General features: G+C 64.0%; 17 protein-coding genes and 1 tRNA gene. 8 read left to right on the top strand and 10 right to left on the bottom strand.

The genetic code is table 11. From position 1 onward, the window contains the following. Nucleotides 1–156 precede the first annotated feature (156 nt). The 3 genes from E5X88_RS17775 to E5X88_RS17765 all read left to right on the top strand — a co-directional run bounded on the left by E5X88_RS17775 (nucleotide 157) and on the right by E5X88_RS17765 (nucleotide 2,680). The gene (locus E5X88_RS17775) at nucleotides 157–1,290 is read left to right on the top strand and encodes a multicopper oxidase domain-containing protein (RefSeq protein WP_292163529.1); all 1,134 of its coding nucleotides are present in this window, start codon (nucleotides 157–159) and stop codon (nucleotides 1,288–1,290) included. Further along, complete coding sequence (locus E5X88_RS17770) at nucleotides 1,287–2,474, top strand: metal transporter (RefSeq protein WP_292163527.1); 1,188 nt, start codon at nucleotides 1,287–1,289, stop codon at nucleotides 2,472–2,474. Before E5X88_RS17775 ends, E5X88_RS17770 begins: the two co-directional genes overlap by 4 nt. Nucleotides 2,475–2,603: 129 nt before the next feature. Next, a tRNA-Pro gene (locus E5X88_RS17765) sits at nucleotides 2,604–2,680 on the top strand. Nucleotides 2,681–2,813: 133 nt separating this feature from the next. On the opposite strand, the gene E5X88_RS17760 is transcribed toward E5X88_RS17765, so the two are convergent. After that, nucleotides 2,814–3,641: an alpha/beta hydrolase gene (locus tag E5X88_RS17760; RefSeq protein WP_292163525.1), complete on the bottom strand. Its 828-nt coding sequence runs from the start codon at nucleotides 3,639–3,641 to the stop codon at nucleotides 2,814–2,816. 129 nt (nucleotides 3,642–3,770) lie between these two features. Between E5X88_RS17760 and E5X88_RS17755 the strand changes: the two genes are divergently transcribed. Then, nucleotides 3,771–4,826: a GlxA family transcriptional regulator gene (locus E5X88_RS17755; RefSeq protein ID WP_292163523.1), complete on the top strand. Its 1,056-nt coding sequence runs from the start codon at nucleotides 3,771–3,773 to the stop codon at nucleotides 4,824–4,826. Between the two features lie 373 nt (nucleotides 4,827–5,199). On the opposite strand, the gene hdaA is transcribed toward E5X88_RS17755, so the two are convergent. Genes hdaA through E5X88_RS17740 form a run of 3 tightly spaced genes read right to left on the bottom strand, consistent with a single transcriptional unit; the run spans nucleotide 5,200 to nucleotide 7,626 of the window. Beyond that, the gene (gene hdaA / locus E5X88_RS17750) at nucleotides 5,200–5,904 is read right to left on the bottom strand and encodes a DnaA regulatory inactivator HdaA (protein WP_292163579.1); all 705 of its coding nucleotides are present in this window, start codon (nucleotides 5,902–5,904) and stop codon (nucleotides 5,200–5,202) included. 5 nt (nucleotides 5,905–5,909) lie between these two features. Next, nucleotides 5,910–7,097, bottom strand: coding sequence for an AI-2E family transporter (locus tag E5X88_RS17745; protein ID WP_292163522.1), 1,188 nt, complete (start codon nucleotides 7,095–7,097; stop codon nucleotides 5,910–5,912). Continuing rightward, nucleotides 7,069–7,626: a CDP-alcohol phosphatidyltransferase family protein gene (locus E5X88_RS17740; RefSeq protein ID WP_292163521.1), complete on the bottom strand. Its 558-nt coding sequence runs from the start codon at nucleotides 7,624–7,626 to the stop codon at nucleotides 7,069–7,071. The genes E5X88_RS17745 and E5X88_RS17740 overlap by 29 nt, the downstream gene beginning before the upstream one ends. A gap of 212 nt (nucleotides 7,627–7,838) precedes the next feature. Here E5X88_RS17740 and purM point away from each other — a divergent pair, with 212 nt between their 5' ends. Genes purM through E5X88_RS17725 form a run of 3 tightly spaced genes read left to right on the top strand, consistent with a single transcriptional unit; the run spans nucleotide 7,839 to nucleotide 10,151 of the window. Then, nucleotides 7,839–8,903, top strand: a complete 1,065-nt coding sequence (gene purM / locus E5X88_RS17735) for a phosphoribosylformylglycinamidine cyclo-ligase (protein ID WP_292163519.1) — start codon at nucleotides 7,839–7,841, stop codon at nucleotides 8,901–8,903. After that, nucleotides 8,900–9,610 (top strand): phosphoribosylglycinamide formyltransferase, encoded by a 711-nt coding sequence (gene purN, locus E5X88_RS17730; RefSeq protein ID WP_292163517.1) that lies wholly within the window; start codon nucleotides 8,900–8,902, stop codon nucleotides 9,608–9,610. The genes purM and purN overlap by 4 nt, the downstream gene beginning before the upstream one ends. A 16-nt stretch (nucleotides 9,611–9,626) precedes the next feature. Continuing rightward, nucleotides 9,627–10,151, top strand: coding sequence for a histidine phosphatase family protein (locus tag E5X88_RS17725; RefSeq protein WP_292163515.1), 525 nt, complete (start codon nucleotides 9,627–9,629; stop codon nucleotides 10,149–10,151). A 72-nt stretch (nucleotides 10,152–10,223) separates the two neighbouring features. Here the strand turns inward: E5X88_RS17725 and E5X88_RS17720 are convergent, their stop codons facing one another. The 6 genes from E5X88_RS17720 to E5X88_RS17695 form a co-directional block, all read right to left on the bottom strand. After that, nucleotides 10,224–10,496 carry a DUF680 domain-containing protein gene (locus tag E5X88_RS17720; RefSeq protein WP_292163514.1) on the bottom strand — a complete coding sequence of 91 codons (273 nt, stop codon included), beginning with the start codon at nucleotides 10,494–10,496 and terminating at the stop codon, nucleotides 10,224–10,226. Nucleotides 10,497–10,756: 260 nt separating this feature from the next. After that, nucleotides 10,757–11,047: a hypothetical protein gene (locus tag E5X88_RS17715; RefSeq protein WP_292163513.1), complete on the bottom strand. Its 291-nt coding sequence runs from the start codon at nucleotides 11,045–11,047 to the stop codon at nucleotides 10,757–10,759. A 59-nt stretch (nucleotides 11,048–11,106) separates the two neighbouring features. Further along, nucleotides 11,107–11,805: a DUF2270 domain-containing protein gene (locus E5X88_RS17710; RefSeq protein ID WP_292163511.1), complete on the bottom strand. Its 699-nt coding sequence runs from the start codon at nucleotides 11,803–11,805 to the stop codon at nucleotides 11,107–11,109. 55 nt (nucleotides 11,806–11,860) lie between these two features. Then, complete coding sequence (locus E5X88_RS17705) at nucleotides 11,861–13,969, bottom strand: molybdopterin oxidoreductase family protein (RefSeq protein ID WP_292163509.1); 2,109 nt, start codon at nucleotides 13,967–13,969, stop codon at nucleotides 11,861–11,863. 91 nt (nucleotides 13,970–14,060) lie between these two features. Beyond that, nucleotides 14,061–15,938: an ABC-F family ATP-binding cassette domain-containing protein gene (locus E5X88_RS17700; RefSeq protein WP_292163507.1), complete on the bottom strand. Its 1,878-nt coding sequence runs from the start codon at nucleotides 15,936–15,938 to the stop codon at nucleotides 14,061–14,063. A 355-nt stretch (nucleotides 15,939–16,293) separates the two neighbouring features. Then, the gene (locus E5X88_RS17695) at nucleotides 16,294–16,467 is read right to left on the bottom strand and encodes a hypothetical protein (RefSeq protein ID WP_292163505.1); all 174 of its coding nucleotides are present in this window, start codon (nucleotides 16,465–16,467) and stop codon (nucleotides 16,294–16,296) included. Nucleotides 16,468–16,598: 131 nt separating this feature from the next. Between E5X88_RS17695 and E5X88_RS17690 the strand changes: the two genes are divergently transcribed. Then, nucleotides 16,599–16,769: a hypothetical protein gene (locus tag E5X88_RS17690; RefSeq protein ID WP_292163503.1), complete on the top strand. Its 171-nt coding sequence runs from the start codon at nucleotides 16,599–16,601 to the stop codon at nucleotides 16,767–16,769. Nucleotides 16,770–16,784: the final 15 nt, after the last annotated feature.

Here is a 16,784-nt window from a genome sequence, read left to right as displayed (position 1 = left end):
CGGCGAAAAAATGTACCGGACGTTCTCGAAACAGGATCGTCAAGACCCTGACGCAAGACAGATGGCAGGGCATGCCGTAGTTGGAATTAAGCCATTGCTATATTTGACAGCTAACGCTATTCTTGGTCAACGAGTGGATTCAAGGGACAATCTGGAATGGTCGATGTCGGTGTATGGTTGCGCGATCGGATAAGCCGCCGTTCCATCCTTACGGGAAGTCTTGCTGCCGTGGGCGGGACGGCGATCGCTGCCCGCAGCGCGCTCGGTCAATCCGCCCCGCATACCGGTCATGACGTGACGGCGGTGGCTGCCACCGATGCCGCACCTCAGCATATGAATGCGCATGGCGCGATGGTCACGGTCGGCGAGGTGGACAACGCCGCCAACGGTTTTGACCCGATGCTGATGCTGACTGACTGGGAGCGAGGGACGGTCTCGGTTCTGCCCGATGGGCGCACGCTCAGGACGTTCGAGATGACGGCCGTGGACAAGACAATCGAGATCGCGCCGGGCGTGACCTTCCCGGCCTGGACGTATAACGGCCGCGTGCCTGGTCCGGCGCTGCGCGCCAAGGAAGGCGAGCGCATTCGCGTGGTTTTCAAGAACAACGGCTCGCATCCGCACTCGATGCATTTCCATGGCATCCATGCCGCCCGCATGGATGGAATTCCCGGCGCCGGGCTGGTCGATCCGGGTGGCGAGTTCGTCTACGAATTCGACGCCAAGCCGTTTGGCTGCCATCTCTATCACTGCCACGCCTTGCCGCTGAAGAGGCACATCCACAAGGGCATGTACGGTGCCTTTGTCATCGATCCGGACCCGGATCGCCATCCCGACCAGGCGGAGATCGCCCGGTCGCGGCTGCTCGACACGCCCGAGAATGCCGGCTGGCAGGAGCTGGTGATGGTGATGAACGGGTTCGACACCAATTTCGACGAGGAGAACGAATTCTACGCCGCCAACACCATCGCCCATGCCTATGCGAAGACGCCGATCCGCATCGTGCGCGGCAAGCCGGTGCGCATCTACCTGGTCAATGTCCTGGAATTCGATCTCATCAACTCGTTTCACCTGCACGGAAATTTCTTCGACTATTTCGATCAGGGCACGACGCTGACGCCGACCTTGAAAACGGTCGACCTCATCATCCAGTGCCAGGCCCAGCGCGGCATCCTGGAATTCACCTTCGCCGAGCACGAACCGGGCCTCTACATGTTCCACGCGCACCAAAGCGAGTTCACCGAACTCGGCTGGATGGGGATGTTCGACGTCGTCGAGGCGCTGGCATGAACAAGATCGTCACCATCGGTTCGCCGGCAAGATCACGCAGCAACTGGTTGTGGATCGGGCTGCCTCTTGCCGCGCTCGCCATTGCGGTGGCGTGGATCATCGCCGTCAATCCGCTGCAAGGATTGTCGAATGGCGCGCCCGCCGTCGAGAAACTGACTTTCGAGCGGGTCGTGCTCGATACGTCGGGCCTTCATTTGCTTGTCAGAGCTGGCGGTTCCGAGCCGATGAAGATCGCCCAGGTCCAGGTCGACGGCGCTTACTGGCAATTCACCCAGGACCCGCCGGGCGAGATCGCGCGTGCCTCCACGGCATGGATCAACCTGCCCTTCCCCTGGGTTCTGGGCGAAACGCACACGGTCAACCTGGTAACGAATTCCGGCGTCACCTTCGAACACCTGATCGAGGTTGCGGTGCCGACGCCGACCGCCACTGCGGGACAGCTCAAGCTGCAGGGATTGGTCGGCATCATCGTCGGCGTGCTGCCTGTCGCCATCGGCCTCATGTTCTATCCGGCGCTGCGCGGTGTCGGACAGAACGGCATGAACTTCCTGCTGGCGCTGACCATCGGACTGCTCGCCTTTCTGCTGGTCGACACGATCGAAGAATCCTTCGAGCTTGTCGGAACCGCAGCCGCTGTCTTCCAGGGGCCGGTCATGGTGGTGCTGGCGGGTCTGGCCAGCTTTCTTGTCCTGATGGCGATCGGGCGGCGGCGCGGCACGCCGACAGGCCTGGCGTTGGCCGGATATATCGCGCTCGGCATCGGCCTTCACAATCTCGGCGAAGGTCTTGCCATCGGCGCTGCCTTCGCGGCCGGTTCAGCAAGCCTCGGAACCTTCCTGGTGCTCGGCTTCGCCCTGCACAACATTACCGAAGGCATTGGCATTGCCGCCCCGATCCTCAAGGAGCGGCCACCGCTGTGGACGTTCGCCGGCCTGGCCCTGCTCGCCGGCGGGCCTGCCGTCCTCGGCATGTGGCTCGGCAGCTTGGCCTATGCACCGCAATGGTCGGCGCTGGCGCTTGCCATCGGCGCCGGGGCGATCCTGCAGGTCATCGTCGAGGTCGGCGCCTATCTGATGCGCCGCAACCAGAAGGGCGTCGATGCCTTCTTCACACCGCCGGTCATGGGTGGCATGGCGGCCGGCGTCGCTTTCATGTATGCGACGGCCGCTTTCATAAAGGTCTGACCAGGCAGGAACCTGGGACCGATTGACCGGGGTGCGGCGTTCCGCTCTCGACCTGAGCCGGGTTTGTGCTGGTTTCGTCGTTTAAGGGGTTGCCTTCCAAAGCCCGGAACCCTATAGCCCGCAAGGACTCGGAGTGTAGCGCAGCCTGGTAGCGCATCTGGTTTGGGACCAGAGGGTCGGGAGTTCGAATCTCTCCACTCCGACCATCCATTCACCGGAAATCATCGGCCGTTCTGCCGGCGCAGCCGCGCCGGACCACATCTGCGGCCGGTGAAGCATGCTCAAGCAAGCGACGGGCAGCGCGAATTTCCGCGCGTACCCGCCTGAAGCTCCGAAGCGTCAGCTCTGGACGAACGCCAGGAGATCGGGGTTGATGATCTCCGGGTGGGTGGTGCACATGCCATGCGGAAGGCCTTCGTAGACCTTGAGCGTACCGTGCTTCACGAGCTTGGCGGCAAGCAGAGCGGAGTCGGCAATCGGCACGATCTGGTCGTCATCGCCGTGCATGATGAGGACGGGCACGTCGATCTTCTTGAGGTCGTCGGTGAAATCGGTCTCCGAAAAAGCCTTGATGCAGTCGTAGTGAGCCTTGGCTCCGCCCATCATGCCCTGGCGCCACCAATTGTCGACAGCCCCTTGCGAGACCTTGGCGCCCTCGCGATTGAAGCCGTAGAATGGGCCGGCCGGCACATCCCTGTAGAACTGGGCGCGGTTGGCGACCAAAGCGGCACGGAAGCCGTCGAAGACCTCGATGGGCAGGCCGCCGGGATTGCTGTCGGTCTTGACCATGATCGGCGGCACCGCGCCGATCAGCACCGCCTTGGCGACGCGTCCTTCGCCACCGTAGCGGGCGACGTAACGCGCAACCTCGCCGCCACCGGTCGAGTGGCCGATATGGACGGCGTTCTTGAGGTCGAGGTGAGCGACCAGAGCGGCGACATCGGCGGCATAGGTGTCCATCTCGTTGCCGGTCGCCGTCTGTGTCGAGCGGCCGTGCCCGCGCCGGTCATGCGCGATCACGCGATAGCCCTTCTCGAGGAAGAACAGCATCTGGTTGTCCCAGTCATCGGCGCTGAGCGGCCATCCGTGATGGAACACGATTGGCTGGCCCGTGCCCCAATCCTTGTAGAAAATCTCGGTGCCGTCCTTGGTGGTGAACACGCTCATCGTCTTACTCCTTGATCTAAAAGTTGAGAGGTCTTTCGGGGAAGGTTCGTTCCTTCTGTGGACAAGCTATCGCAACGGGGGCATGGTGACGATTGGCAAAACAGACATTTGACAAGGCAAAACTGACAGATGGTTGCGGTGCGTAATCCGGTCGAAATCGGGCTCGTCGTGTATCCCGGGGTTCAGGAAGCCGCCGTCCTCGGCCTCACGGATCTCTTCCAGCTCGCCAACCGACTGGCTGCCAAACGGTCGCCGGACGCGCTGAGACTTCGCGTCAGCCATTGGCAGTTGGAAGACGCGAGCCGAACCGTCGTCCGCACCTTTGACAGCGAGTCCGGGGACAGCGAGCCCGCCGCCGGCAACGAACCGGCTATGATTATCCTGCCTCCGACCCTGGGGGATCCGATCGCTCGCGAGGCGGCTGCGCCCTATGCCGGCTGGCTCAGGGCCCGCCATGCGGCGGGCGCGACGCTGGGCTCGGTCTGCGCCGGCGCTTTCGTGCTTGCCGAATCCGGCTTGCTGTCCGGTCGTGCGGCGACGACGCACTGGGCCTATCGCGACGCGCTGGCGATGCGCTTCCCCGACATCGCGCTGGATGCCGACAAGCTGGTCATTGACGATGGCGACATCATCACCGCCGGCGGCTACATGGCCTGGACCGATCTCGGCCTGAAATTCGTCGACAGGATGCTTGGGCCGACCGTCATGATGGATACCGCCCGTTTCATGCTGGTGGATCCGCCGGGGCGCGAGCAACGCTTCTACAGCCCCTTTGCGCCCAGGCTGAATCATGGCGACGAGGCTGTCCTGAAGGTGCAGCATTGGCTCCAGGCGAGAGGCGCGCGCGATGTGACGCTTGCCGCGATGGCGGAGCATGCCGGCCTGGAGGAGCGGACGTTCCTGCGTCGCTTTCGAAACGCCACCGGCCTCAAACCGACCGAGTACTGCCAGCATCTGCGCGTCGGCAAGGCGCGCGAGATGCTGGAAGCGACGATCCGATCGATCGATCAGATCGCCTGGGATGTCGGCTATGACGACCCCGGTTCCTTCCGCAAGGTGTTCTACAGGATAACCGGCCTGGTGCCAGGCGATTACCGCAAGCGCTTTGGCGTCGAACGAGCGGCCCTGCCCGGCGGCGGGAGTGAACCATGGCGACAGCATTTGCAGCAATCTCCGACCGGATGACTGGCTGGCCGGCACCGGGATAGGTGCTGCCCAAGGCGCTATTGGCCGAAGGCTTCGATCTCGACAGTGTCCTCAGGAATCCCAATCTGGTGCGGATCGACCGACAGGATTCTCCTGCCCGTGTTTGGTCGTGACCGATCTCATTTCCAGTAAAGGCCGATAGCGTTGAGAATGTGGGCGTGAAGGTAAGCTCGCCGGGAAGAGAACCCCAACCGCCCCGTCTCCCGGCGAGCCTACTACCTGATTTGATACGCAATCAGGACCGGGGTTAGCCGGCAAGGCTGACGTTGCAAGACAGATGCCAGGATTATTTCCCAAAACGGAACACCGGCCGAGGCTTTTTCCTCCTCCCCTTGGAGGTAAGTGCCATCGTTTAAATCTCGAACTCCCCCTGCCCCTCATCCATGGCGCTGACGGTCTCGGCGGCCAGCGCCCGGGTGATCGGCGTCTTGCGCTCCAGCGCCGTGCGGTCGAGCCGCTCCACCACCCGCATCGCGGTTGCCAGCGAGCGTTCGATGCGGCGCACCAGATATTGCACGACATGCGGCTCGACATCGACCTGCCGGTCGGCGAACAGTTTTGTGATGACGCCGGCCAGAAGCAGATCGTCGGGCTCGTGAATCTCCACAGTCGCCGCTGCCTTCAGTCGCGAGGCGAGGTCCGGGAGCCTGACGCCCCAGGCTGACGGAAAGCGCCGCGCGGTCAGCAACAAGGTCGAGCCGGCGCCGCGTACAGCATTGATCAGATGGAACAGCCCCTCTTCGTCGACAGGACCGGCATCGACATCGTCGATCAGGGCCGGCCGCGCGCCGAGACTCGCCATGCAGTCGCCGATGCGCCGGGCGTCGACCCCCACCGCGCCGGCGCGGGAGCGCCATATCGAAGCCAGATGCGTCTTGCCCGAGCCTGCCGGGCCGGCGAGCACGACCACCGGCGACGGCCAGTCCGGCCAGCGATCGACCAGCGCCACCGCCTGGCTGTTGGTGCCGGAGACGACGAGCTCGTCGCGCGAATAGCCGGTGCCATGGCCGAGATCGAGCGGCAGTTGGCGCGGCGGATCGGTCTTGTTGTCCGGCATCTGGCTCAACTGCGCGGTCCGCCGCCCCCGCGGCGCGCCGGCAGCGGCGGCACGGGCTCGTCGGCGTGGCCCTTGTAGAGCGGCGACTCGAGATAGCGGGCAATGGCAAAGCGCACCAGAACGGCGACCGCGGCCGAGGCCGGCACGGCGATCAGCAAGCCGACGAAGCCGAACAGCGCGCCGAAGGCGAACAGCGCAAACATCAGCCACACCGGGTGCAGGCCGACGCTTTTTCCCACCAGCCTTGGTTGCAGGATGTTGCCCTCGATGAACTGGCCGGCAAGGAACACGCCGGCCACAGCCGCGACCATGGTCCAGTCGGGCCAAAACTGGACGAAGGCAACGCCGACGGCCAGCACCAGCCCAGTCAGCGAACCGACATAGGGAATGAAGGAGATCAGCCCGGCGAACAGGCCGATGAGGATGCCGAAATTCAGCCCGGTCAGCGTCAGGCCGGTGGCGTACATGGCGCCCAGAACCAGGCACAGCGTGCCCTGGCCGCGCACAAAGCCGGCAGTGGCGGTGTTGATGTCCTTGGCGATCGCCCTGACGGTCTGGACATAGTCGCGCGGCACCCAGCTGTCGACGATCGCCACCATGCGGTCCCAGTCGAGCAGCATATAGAAGGCGACGACGGGTGTGACGACGAACAGGCTGACCACCGATACCAGCGCCACGCCGGAGCTCCAGACCGAGGTGAACACCGTGGTCAGGAGACCGAAGCCGGAGGTCAGCAGCGAGTTCAACCCTTCGCGCAGGCCGTTGGCGTCGACACCGAATTTCTCTTCCAGCCATCTCGGGTCGAAGCTGGTGATCAGGGTCTGCAGCCGGGTCAGATATTCTGGCAGCTTGCTGGCGAAATCGGCCATCTGCGAGGCCAGCACCGGAATGAGGATGACGAAGGCCAGCACCAGAACGACGATGAAGGCAAACAGGATGACCACCGTCGCCATCAGCCTGGACAGGCCGAGCCGCTCCAGCCGGTCGGCTACGGGATCGAGGAAATAGGCGAGCACCATGCCGGCGACGAACGGCAGCAGGATGCCGCTGAAGACATAGAGGAAGACCGCAAGGATGATGGCGCTGATCAGCCAGAAGCGGATCTGGCGGCGAAACACGCCAGACGCAGCAGCCTCGGCAGCCGCTGCCTCGGCGGCGTCTTCCTCAGGTACCTGGTGTCGAGCCTTCGCCATAGCCGCTCATATGCCTCAGCCAAGCCACGAGATAGGCCGCGGCCGAAGCCACGGTCAAGACCCCGGACAGCAATATGAGCACCGGCCTGAGCGGGTCGAGATCAATGGCCAGGGCCAGTTCACCCAGCACCACCGCCGCCAGCACGATCTGGATGGCGGTGTTGGCCTTGGACACGAACAGCGGCTTCATCTCGACCGGGTGGGCCATGACGGTGGACAAAAGCACGGCGCAGACGATCAGCGCATCGCGCGAGACCATGGTGACGACCAGCCACAGCGGCAGCTCGCCGATGAAGCCCAGCACCACGAACACCGAGACCAGCAGCAATTTGTCGGCCATCGGGTCGAGATAGGCGCCAAGCTGCGAATGCTGGTTGAAATGGCGGGCGATGAAGCCGTCGACGCCGTCGGAAATGCCGGCGATGACGAAGCCGGCAAAAGCCCAGTCCCAGCGCGCCTGCAGCATGGCCAGCACTACGGCCGGCACCAGCACGAAACGCATGATCGTGATGATGTTGGGGATGGTCAAACGCATATCCCGTCGCTTTGTGCTTTGCTGATACATGATGGAGATGGGTGGCGACGGCAAGTGGGAGCGGCGCAGAAGGCGAAGGTTGGCGTGACCCTCTGTCCCGCCAACATCTCCGCGCTTTTATCAGGGGCAAAAGCCCACCACCCGTGCCGTTATCCTTGCGAGGCGCGGCGGTTCATGCGAAGAGCCCCGGAAAGCAGGAACGAGTGATGGGCAAGCGCAAGAACGGGCTCACCTATGCCGAGGCGGGTGTCGACATCGATGCCGGCAACCTCATGGTCGAGAAGATCAAGCCGCTGGTGCGCGCGACCCGCCGGCCGGGCGCCGATGGCGAGATCGGCGGCTTCGGCGGCGTGTTCGACCTCAAGGCCGCCGGCTTCACCGACCCGGTGCTGGTCGCCGCCAATGACGGCGTCGGCACCAAGCTGAAGATCGCCATCGATGCGGGCAAACACGACACGATCGGCATCGACCTCGTCGCCATGTGCGTCAACGACATCGTCGTGCAAGGCGCCGAACCATTGTTCTTCCTCGACTATTTCGCCACCGGCAAGCTCGACCCCGACCAGGGTGCTTCGATCGTCGGCGGCATCGCCGAGGGCTGCCGGCAGGCCGGCTGCGCGCTGATCGGCGGCGAGACGGCGGAAATGCCCGGCATGTATCACGGCAAGGACTACGACCTTGCAGGCTTCGCCGTGGGCGCGGCCGAACGCGGCCAGTTGCTGCCGACCGACGACATCGTCGAGGGCGACGTGCTGTTGGGGCTGGCCTCGTCGGGCCTGCATTCGAACGGCTTTTCGCTGGTCCGCCGCATTGTCGCGACAAGTGGTCTTTCGTGGACCGATCCGGCGCCCTTCAACGATGAGGCCACATTGGCCGAGGCGCTGCTCGAGCCGACCCGCATCTACGTCAAGTCGATCCTCAAGGCGATCCGCGGCACGCATGGCATCAAGGCGCTGGCCCACATCACCGGCGGCGGCTTCCCCGAGAACATTCCGCGCGTGCTGCCGAAGGATTTTTCCGCCGAGCTCGACCTAGACGCCATCGAAGTGCCGCCGGTGTTCTCGTGGCTGGCGAAGACCGGCGGCGTGGCGCCGCAAGAGATGATGCGCACCTTCAACTGCGGCGTCGGCATGATCCTCGCCGTCGCCTCCGGCCAGGCGGCGCAGGTCGCCGCCGTGTTGCAGGAGGCCGGCGAAACGGTGACGCCGATCGGCCGTATCGTGCCGCGCCGCGACGCCGGCGTCATCTATCGGGGCTCGATCGACCTATGAGCATGCGCAAGCGCACCGTGGTGCTGATTTCGGGACGCGGCTCCAACATGACGGCGCTGATCGCCGCGGCCAGCAACCCGGACTATCCGGCCGAGATCGTCGGCGTCATTTCCGACCGGGCCAATGCCGCCGGTCTCGGCATCGCCGCGGCGCGCGGCATCGCCACCAAGGTGATTTCGCGGTCGGACTACACCAGCAAGGAAGCGCATGACGGGGCGATCGACGCGGCGCTTGTCTCGTTCGGCGCCGAGATCGTGGCGCTGGCCGGTTACATGCGCATTCTTGGCGCGCGTTTCGTCGAGAAGTGGCTGGGGCGGATGATCAACATCCACCCTGCCCTGCTGCCGGCCTTCAAGGGCCTCGACACCCATGCCCGCGCGCTGCGCGCCGGCACGCGTATCCATGGCTGCACTGTGCATTTCGTCACCCTGGATATGGATGACGGCCCGATCATCGCCCAGGCCGCCGTGCCGGTGATGGTCGGCGACAATGAGGACACGCTCGCCGCCCGCGTGCTGAAGGCCGAGCACCGGCTTTATCCGCTGGCGCTCGGGCTGGTCGCCGAGGGCAAGGCGCGAATGGAAGACGGCCGCACCGTGCTTGCCCGCTTCGCCGACGACGCCGACAACAGCACCTCCGTGGTCATGGCGCCCGATCCGCTGCGCGAGGAGACCGACCTCGAGCATCTGGCCCGCATCACACCCTGAGCAGGAGGAGGCTGGCATGGCGACAACGAGGCAGTTGCTTCTTCTGCGTCATGCCAAGTCGAGTTGGAACGATCCTGACCTTATTGACTTCGACCGGCCGCTTTCCGGGCGCGGACTGAAGGCCGCTTCACTGGTCGGGCGCGAACTGGCCAGGCAGGGCTGGCTGCCGGACCTGGCGCTGGTGTCGCCGGCGCTGCGCAGCCGCGACACATGGCGGCTGGTCTCGGCGGAATTGCCGGCGCAAACGCCGGCCAAGTTTGTCCAGGCGCTTTACGAGGCGGGCGCGGCAGATATTCTCGCCAAGGTGCGGCAGGCAAATGCGGCAACAAGCAGCCTTTTGGTGCTCGGCCATAATCCCGGCCTGGAGGAATTCGCGCGCCGGCTTGCCGGCGTCGGATCGGATGCCGCGGCACTCGAAAGGCTTGAGGAAAAATTCCCGACAGCCGCGCTTGCCCGCTTCGTTTTCGACGGCAACTGGGCACGGCTCGCCCTCGGCGATGCGCGGCTGACGCACTGCATTCGGCCGAAGGATCTGCGCTAGGTAGTGACTTGATACGCAAAGCAAGAAAGGCGGGCCAAGCCCGCCGTTCTTTGTGTTCCGGAGTTTGAGGATTTAGCGGCCCCAGTTGCCCCGGCCAGATTGCGGCGCGACGGACTGGGCCGTGCCGGACTGGGTCGTCGTCGCATCGGTGTTGACGGCGTTGTGCTCTGTCGGAAGCAGCTTGCGGATCGAACCCGTGAACGTGTTGTCGACGCTGGTGGCTTGGCCAGTGGCAACAGGCGCGGCCGGCTGGTTGACACCGTCCGAACCATAGTGGTCGCTGCCGGCAAAAGCGCTGCCCGTGGCAATGAGGATGGCGGCGGCGGTAAGAGCAATCTTGGTCATTTCAGGTACTCCAGTATTTTCATATTTTCAGTGTTCTGTCCGTCAAGTGGCGTGCCTTGGGAGGATTTCGCGTCGCTCGGACCGCCTCGAAGTGGGTTGGCGCTGCCGCGATTTCCATTCACGAAGATGTTCCGCGCGCACCCTGAATCGGGTGCTTGAAATCCGCTAAAGGGCTTCCTTCGCCACATTTTTTTGCATAGTTTTCAAATTGTTGTGCAAATGTGCCCGCTGCGGGGCGCGCGCATTGTCCGAGCCAGCGTTCACCCTATCCTGCACGATGCGTCAACAGAAACGAACCGATCGGTTCGATTTCCTATGCCGAGCTGCGAGACGGCGTCGATCATGCCCTTCAGGATGCACTCACCCAGGCCACGCCCGACAAGCAGGAGGAGAACGATTTCCGCGACCAAGGTGCCTTCGACCGAGCCGCCCATCCCGATGCCGTAGTTCCGGCATGCGTCTCCGCTGCCCAGCTCCCTTGCCGCTGCAAGGGCGAGCGCGCAAGACAGCATCGCCAGGACGATGGAACGTGTCGACGTCTGCCAAGCCATGGAACTCCTCGCCCAATGCGCTTGCCCAACAACGCGCGACAGGAAGTTGCGTTGCCGCTCTAGACGTGCACGTCTCCAAAGGAGAGTTCGCCGTCGTCGCCAGCAGCCAGGAAGGCCGTGGCCAGCAGGCCGGCATAGAGGGCGGCGACCAGCACGACGATGACCACGCCGGGAATGGGGCCCAGGGCAGCGCCGGTAACGGCCTCGCGCACCGAACCGGCGAAGCCGATGCGGGCACCTTCAGTCAGAAGACTGGGGGTCGACAGTTTCAGGATCCAGGCCAGCAGAAGGATCAGCAGCATGTGGATGTAGTTTCGACGCAGACGGCGCGCCAGCGCCACTCGTCGCGAAATGAGGAATTTTGGAGCGCGCAGGCTTTCGCCGACAATCAGCAGCCAGTCGGAGGCGAAGTCCGGCTGCGGCGAGAATATCTGCGCGAAATAGTGCCGTTCGAACTGGCGCACGCGGGCTCGGTAAAAGTCAAAGAAGCGATATCGCCGCGCCTCGATCCCCAGCAGCAACAGGACAAGCATCATGGCAAACAGCAGCACGCCGTGATGCGCGCTGGCCGTCGAAAGCGAGACCGACAACATCGCCGCGACGACCGTTATCGCCCAATTGCTTGTTCGGTCCAGACGGTCGCGCCATCCCGACATGCGCAGAATCTCGGCGCGATGAAAGTGTGACATCGTGGTGACGAGTTCGCCGGATGAGAGCGTTCTTCCTATAGGCTCCGGGGCCACCAACGCTTCTGCCATGACCGCCTCCACCCCGCCAGGCAAAACGGCTGAATGGACATATCGTTCCGAAGCTTCACTTCGCCGCGCGCAGCCAGACCTTGTTGTCGTGGAATGCGGCGCCGCCATACGGCGCGGTGGCGTCGGCGCCGGTCAGGACGTTGATGCCCTCGCCGCGCTCGTGGGCGCTGTTCGGCCAGATGCCTTCGGCCACCACGACGCCGCGCTTGATGCCGTCGAACAGTCTTGCGTGCAGTATGACTTCGCCGCGCACATTGCCGATCTCGACGCGGTCGCCGTTGGCCAGCCCATAAGCTGCCGCGTCGTCCGGATGCAAAAGCAGTTCCGGCCGACCCTCCTTGGCCTTCGACACCGGCGTCTCCGAAAAAGTCGAGTTGAGGAAATTACGCGCCGGTGAGGTGGTCAGCCGGAACGGATGCGCCTCGTCCGCCACCTCGATCAGGTCGATGTGATCGGGAAATTCCGGCAGGCTTGCCACCGGTCCGAACAGGCCCATGCTTTTCGGCGGCCGGTTGGGCGCCGCCTGCCCGGTCCAATCGGCGCGGAAGCGGAATTTTCCGTCCGCATGGCCGAATCCGTTGATAAAATGCGCCGCCTCGAAATCCGGCTGCAAATCGACCCATTTTTCGTCCTTGAGGCTCGAAAAACTGCCCAGCCCGCGCTTGCCTAAAATGATGTCGATATGCTGCCGCTCGGTCATGCCGAAGCCAGGCCTGTCGCCAACGCCGAGCCGCTTGCCCAGCTCCTCGATGACGAAATGGTTGTTGCGCGGCCCTTCCGGCGGATCGATCAGCTTCGGACCGAGCGTTATGTGCTGGTTGCCGCCGCCCTTGTAGATGTCGTCATGCTCCAAAAACATCGTCGCCGGCAGCACGACATCGGCGAGTTTTGCGGTGTCGGTCATGAACTGCTCGTGCACGCAGGAAAACAGGTCGTCGCGCAAAAAACCCTGCTTCACCAGCCGCTGCTCCGGCGCGACATTGACCGGATTGGTGTTCTGGATCAGCAGCGCCGTCACCGGCGGGCCGCCATAGAGCGCATCCTCAGCCCCTGTCAGCACCGGGCCGATGCGGGAATGGTCGAGATGGCGGATCGCGGGGTCACGCATCCGCGTGCCTTCCAGCAGTTCCTGGTAGAGCTTGAAAATGCCGGAATTGGAATGGAAGGCGCCGCCACCCTCATACTGCCAGCAGCCGGTCACCGCGGCGATCGAGGCCGCGGCATGCATGTTGACCGAGCCGTTGCGCTGGCGCGAGAAGCCGTAGCCGAGGCGGAAATACGTCTTCCTGGTCGTGCCGACGAGGTGGGCGAAGGTCTCGATCTCCTCGACCGAAAGCCCGGTGATATCAGCCGCCCATTGCGGCGTCCTCGTCTGAAGATGCGCTTCCAGACCGTGCGGGTCGTCGGTGTATTTCTGGAGATAGGCGCGGTCGGCCATGCCGTCCCGGAACAGCACATGCATCACCGCGCAGGCCAGCGCGCCGTCGGTGCCGGGCTTCAGCACCAAGCCGAGATCGGCCTGCTTCATCGTCGCGTTCTCGTAGACGTCGATGACGACGATCCTGGCGCCGCGTTCCTTGCGCGCCTTGACCGCGTGGGTCATGACGTTGACCTGCGTGACCACGGCATTGGTGCCCCAGATCACCACGCAGTCGGATTTGGCCATCTCGCGCGGGTCGGGACCACGCAACGCGCCGGCGCCCATCATCCAGCCGGTCCAGGCCAGATTGGTGCAGATCGAACTGAAGAAGCCGGAGTACTTTTTCGCGTGGCGCAGCCGCTCGATACCGTCGCGCTGCACCAGCCCCATCGTGCCGGCATAGTAATAGGGCCAGACCGTCTCCGAGCCGTACTTTTCCTCCGCCGCGATGAACTTTTCGGCGACGAGGTCGAGTGCGGCCTCCCAGCTCGCTTCCTTCCAGGCGCCCTGGCCCTTGGCGCCGGCGCGGATCAGTGGCTTCAGCAAGCGGTCGGGATGATGGACGCGGTCGGCGTAACGGGCGACCTTGGCGCAGATGACGCCGGCCGTGTATGTATTGGCCTTGGCGCCATGGACGCGGCCAATGCGCTTATCGTCAAGCAACTCGACCTCGAGCGCGCAGGTCGAGGGGCAATCATGCGGACAGGCCGAATGGCCGATTCTGAGCTTGGCGTGCTGGTTCATGGGGGGCAAACTAGTCGTTTATGGCGGCGACGTGTAGGGCCAGATGGCGCTCTGCCTTCTCCCCTGTGGGAGAAGGCAGCGGGCGCCGCTACTACTCCGCCGTGCCCTCCTCGTATTCCGCCGACATCGACAGCCATTTTTCCTCGTGGGCGGCCAGTGTCTGGGCAAGCTGCGAGCGCTCCTTGGCCAGCCGTGTCGCCGTCGACGGGTCCTTTTCATAGACCGCCGGATTGGCGAGTTCATCCTCGATGCCGTCGATGCGCTTGCGGATGCGGTCCATCAGCGCTTCGGTGGCGCGGATCTCCTTGGCCAGCGGCTCCAAGGCGGCTCGGCGCGCTGCCGCATCGCGGCGGCGGTCGGCCTTTGAGGCCTTTTCCGCCTCGCGCTTGCCGCGGCGGTCGCCGGACACGCCGGTGACCAGCGTCTTGTAGTCCTCGAGGTCGCCATCATAGGGGTTGACCGCGCCGTCCTTGACCAGCCACAGCCGATCGGCCGTCGCCTCGAGCAGATGGCGGTCGTGCGAGATCAGGATGACGGCGCCGGGAAATTCGTTCAGCGCATGGATCAGCGATTCGCGGCTGTCGATGTCGAGATGGTTGGTCGGCTCATCGAGGATGAACAGGTTCGGCCCCTCGAAGGCGGACAGGCCCATCAAGAGGCGCGCCTTCTCGCCGCCGGACAGGTCCTTGGCGGCGGTGTTCATTTTCTCGGTGGTGAGGCCGAACTGGGCGACGCGGCCGCGCACCTTCGATTCCGGCGCTTCAGGCATCAGCCGGCGGACGTGCTCATAAGCGTTTTCGTTCGGCCTGAGGTCGTCAAGCTGATGCTGGGCGAAGATCGCCACCTTCAGGCCGGGCGCCACCGTCATGGTGCCGGTTTCCTGCTTTAGGCGGCCCGACAGCAATTTGGCGAAGGTCGACTTGCCGTTACCATTGGCGCCAAGCAATGCGATGCGGTCGTCGGCATCGATGCGCAGCGTCATCTTCTTCAGGATCGGCTCGCCCTCGACATAGCCGACATTGACGTTGTTGAGCGCGATGATCGGCGAGGCCACGGTCTTCACGGGCTCGGGAAAGGAGAACGGCCGCACCGTGTCGTTGACGATGGCCGCGATCGGCCTCATCTTTTCCAGCGCCTTGATGCGCGACTGCGCCTGCCTCGCCTTGGAAGCTTTGGCGCGGAAGCGTTCGACGAAGGACTCCATGTGCTTGCGCGCGGCTTCCTGCTTGACGCGGCCCTTCTCCTGCAGTTCGCGCTGCTCGGTGTATTGACGCTCGAACTGGTCGTAGCCGCCGCGCCAGAAGGTCAGTTTCTTCTGGTCGAGATGGACGATCGAGTTGACGGCGCGGTTGAGCAGGTCGCGGTCGTGCGAGATCAGCAGCACCGTGTGCGGATATTTCGACACGTAGTTTTCCAGCCACAGCGTGCCTTCGAGGTCGAGATAGTTGGTCGGCTCGTCGAGCAGCAGAAGATCGGGCTCTGCAAACAGCACCGCCGCCAGCGCCACCCGCATGCGCCAGCCACCGGAGAAGGACGAGGCCGGCCGCCGCTGAGCGGCGTCGTCGAAGCCGAGGCCGGCAAGGATGGTGGCGGCGCGCGACTCGGCCGAATGGGCGTCGATGTCGGCCAGCCGCATATGGATGTCGGCGATGCGGTGCGGATCGGTCGCCGTCTTTTCCTCTTCGAGCAGTGCATTCCGTTCAACATCGGCCTTGAGCACGATCTCGATCAGCGGCTCCTCGGTGCCGGGCGCCTCCTGCGCCACCTGACCGATGCGTGTGTTCTTCGGCAAACTGATCGAGCCGGTCTCGGAGGCGAGATCGCCGGTGATCGCCTTGAACAAGGTGGTCTTGCCGGTGCCGTTGCGGCCGACAAGCCCGGCCTTGCTGCCGGCCGGCAGGGTCAGCGAGGCATGGTCGAGAAGCAGGCGTCCGGCCATGCGGAGCGAAAGGTCGTTGATGATCAGCATGGCCGCGCTTTTGCACGGGACATCAGCGCTTCGCAAGACCTTGAGCGCCGGTTGGCCTGATAAGGCATGAAAATGGCGGGCGGCGGATCGCCGGCATCGCCGGATCAGAAGGCCAACGCCGGGTTGGGCAGGAAGCTGCTGCGACGGCGCAACGACGACGGCGCCTGGCGCGCGTCGACTACCCGCATCCGAAAATTGCGCATTTGTCAGTTGATTGCTCGTGCAAGGCGGCCATCTTCCGCGATCGCACCATGACGCAAGGGGAAGACTCAGCTATGTCTACGTGTGCGGCGGACCTGATACCCGCCTGGCCGGCGTCATAGCTCTCCTCCCAAGCGGCGCCGGCCATTTTCCTTTACTGTGCCGGCGGCGTGCCGGGTTGATCACCGCCTGACGTCGAGTTCGGCGCAGGGTTGACCTGCGGGTTTTGATCGGCCGTGCCAGGGGCCTTCGTCGGCGGGATATTGTTGTCGCAAGCCGCCACAGCCAAGGCTGCGGCTAAAGCCAGCAAGATTGAGAGCTTGTTCATCGCAACCTCCTGTCATCGGGCAAACGGGGCGGTGCCGATTTGGTTGCACGCTCAGGCCTCGCTCGGGGCCTTTGATGAGCGGGGAACAAAACGCTGCCTGTCCGGTTCCTCCATACCAATTGGAGAAAATCATGATCCGTCTGCTCATAGCCGGGGCCGCCGTCTACGTGGCCTACCGCATAACCAGGGAAATCATCGACGAGGTGCCCGACGACTTCGATCCAGTGCAGCTGCCGCCACCCGACGATCGTAAGTCGCTGCGGCGGCAGTCGGCGGCGATGGGTGTTGAGCCTCAGCGCTAGGCCGGGTTCATCGGC

This window comes from Mesorhizobium sp., from assembly GCF_004962245.1.
Taxonomy (GTDB): domain Bacteria; phylum Pseudomonadota; class Alphaproteobacteria; order Rhizobiales; family Rhizobiaceae; genus Mesorhizobium.
This window is presented reverse-complemented; position numbering and strand designations above follow the sequence as displayed.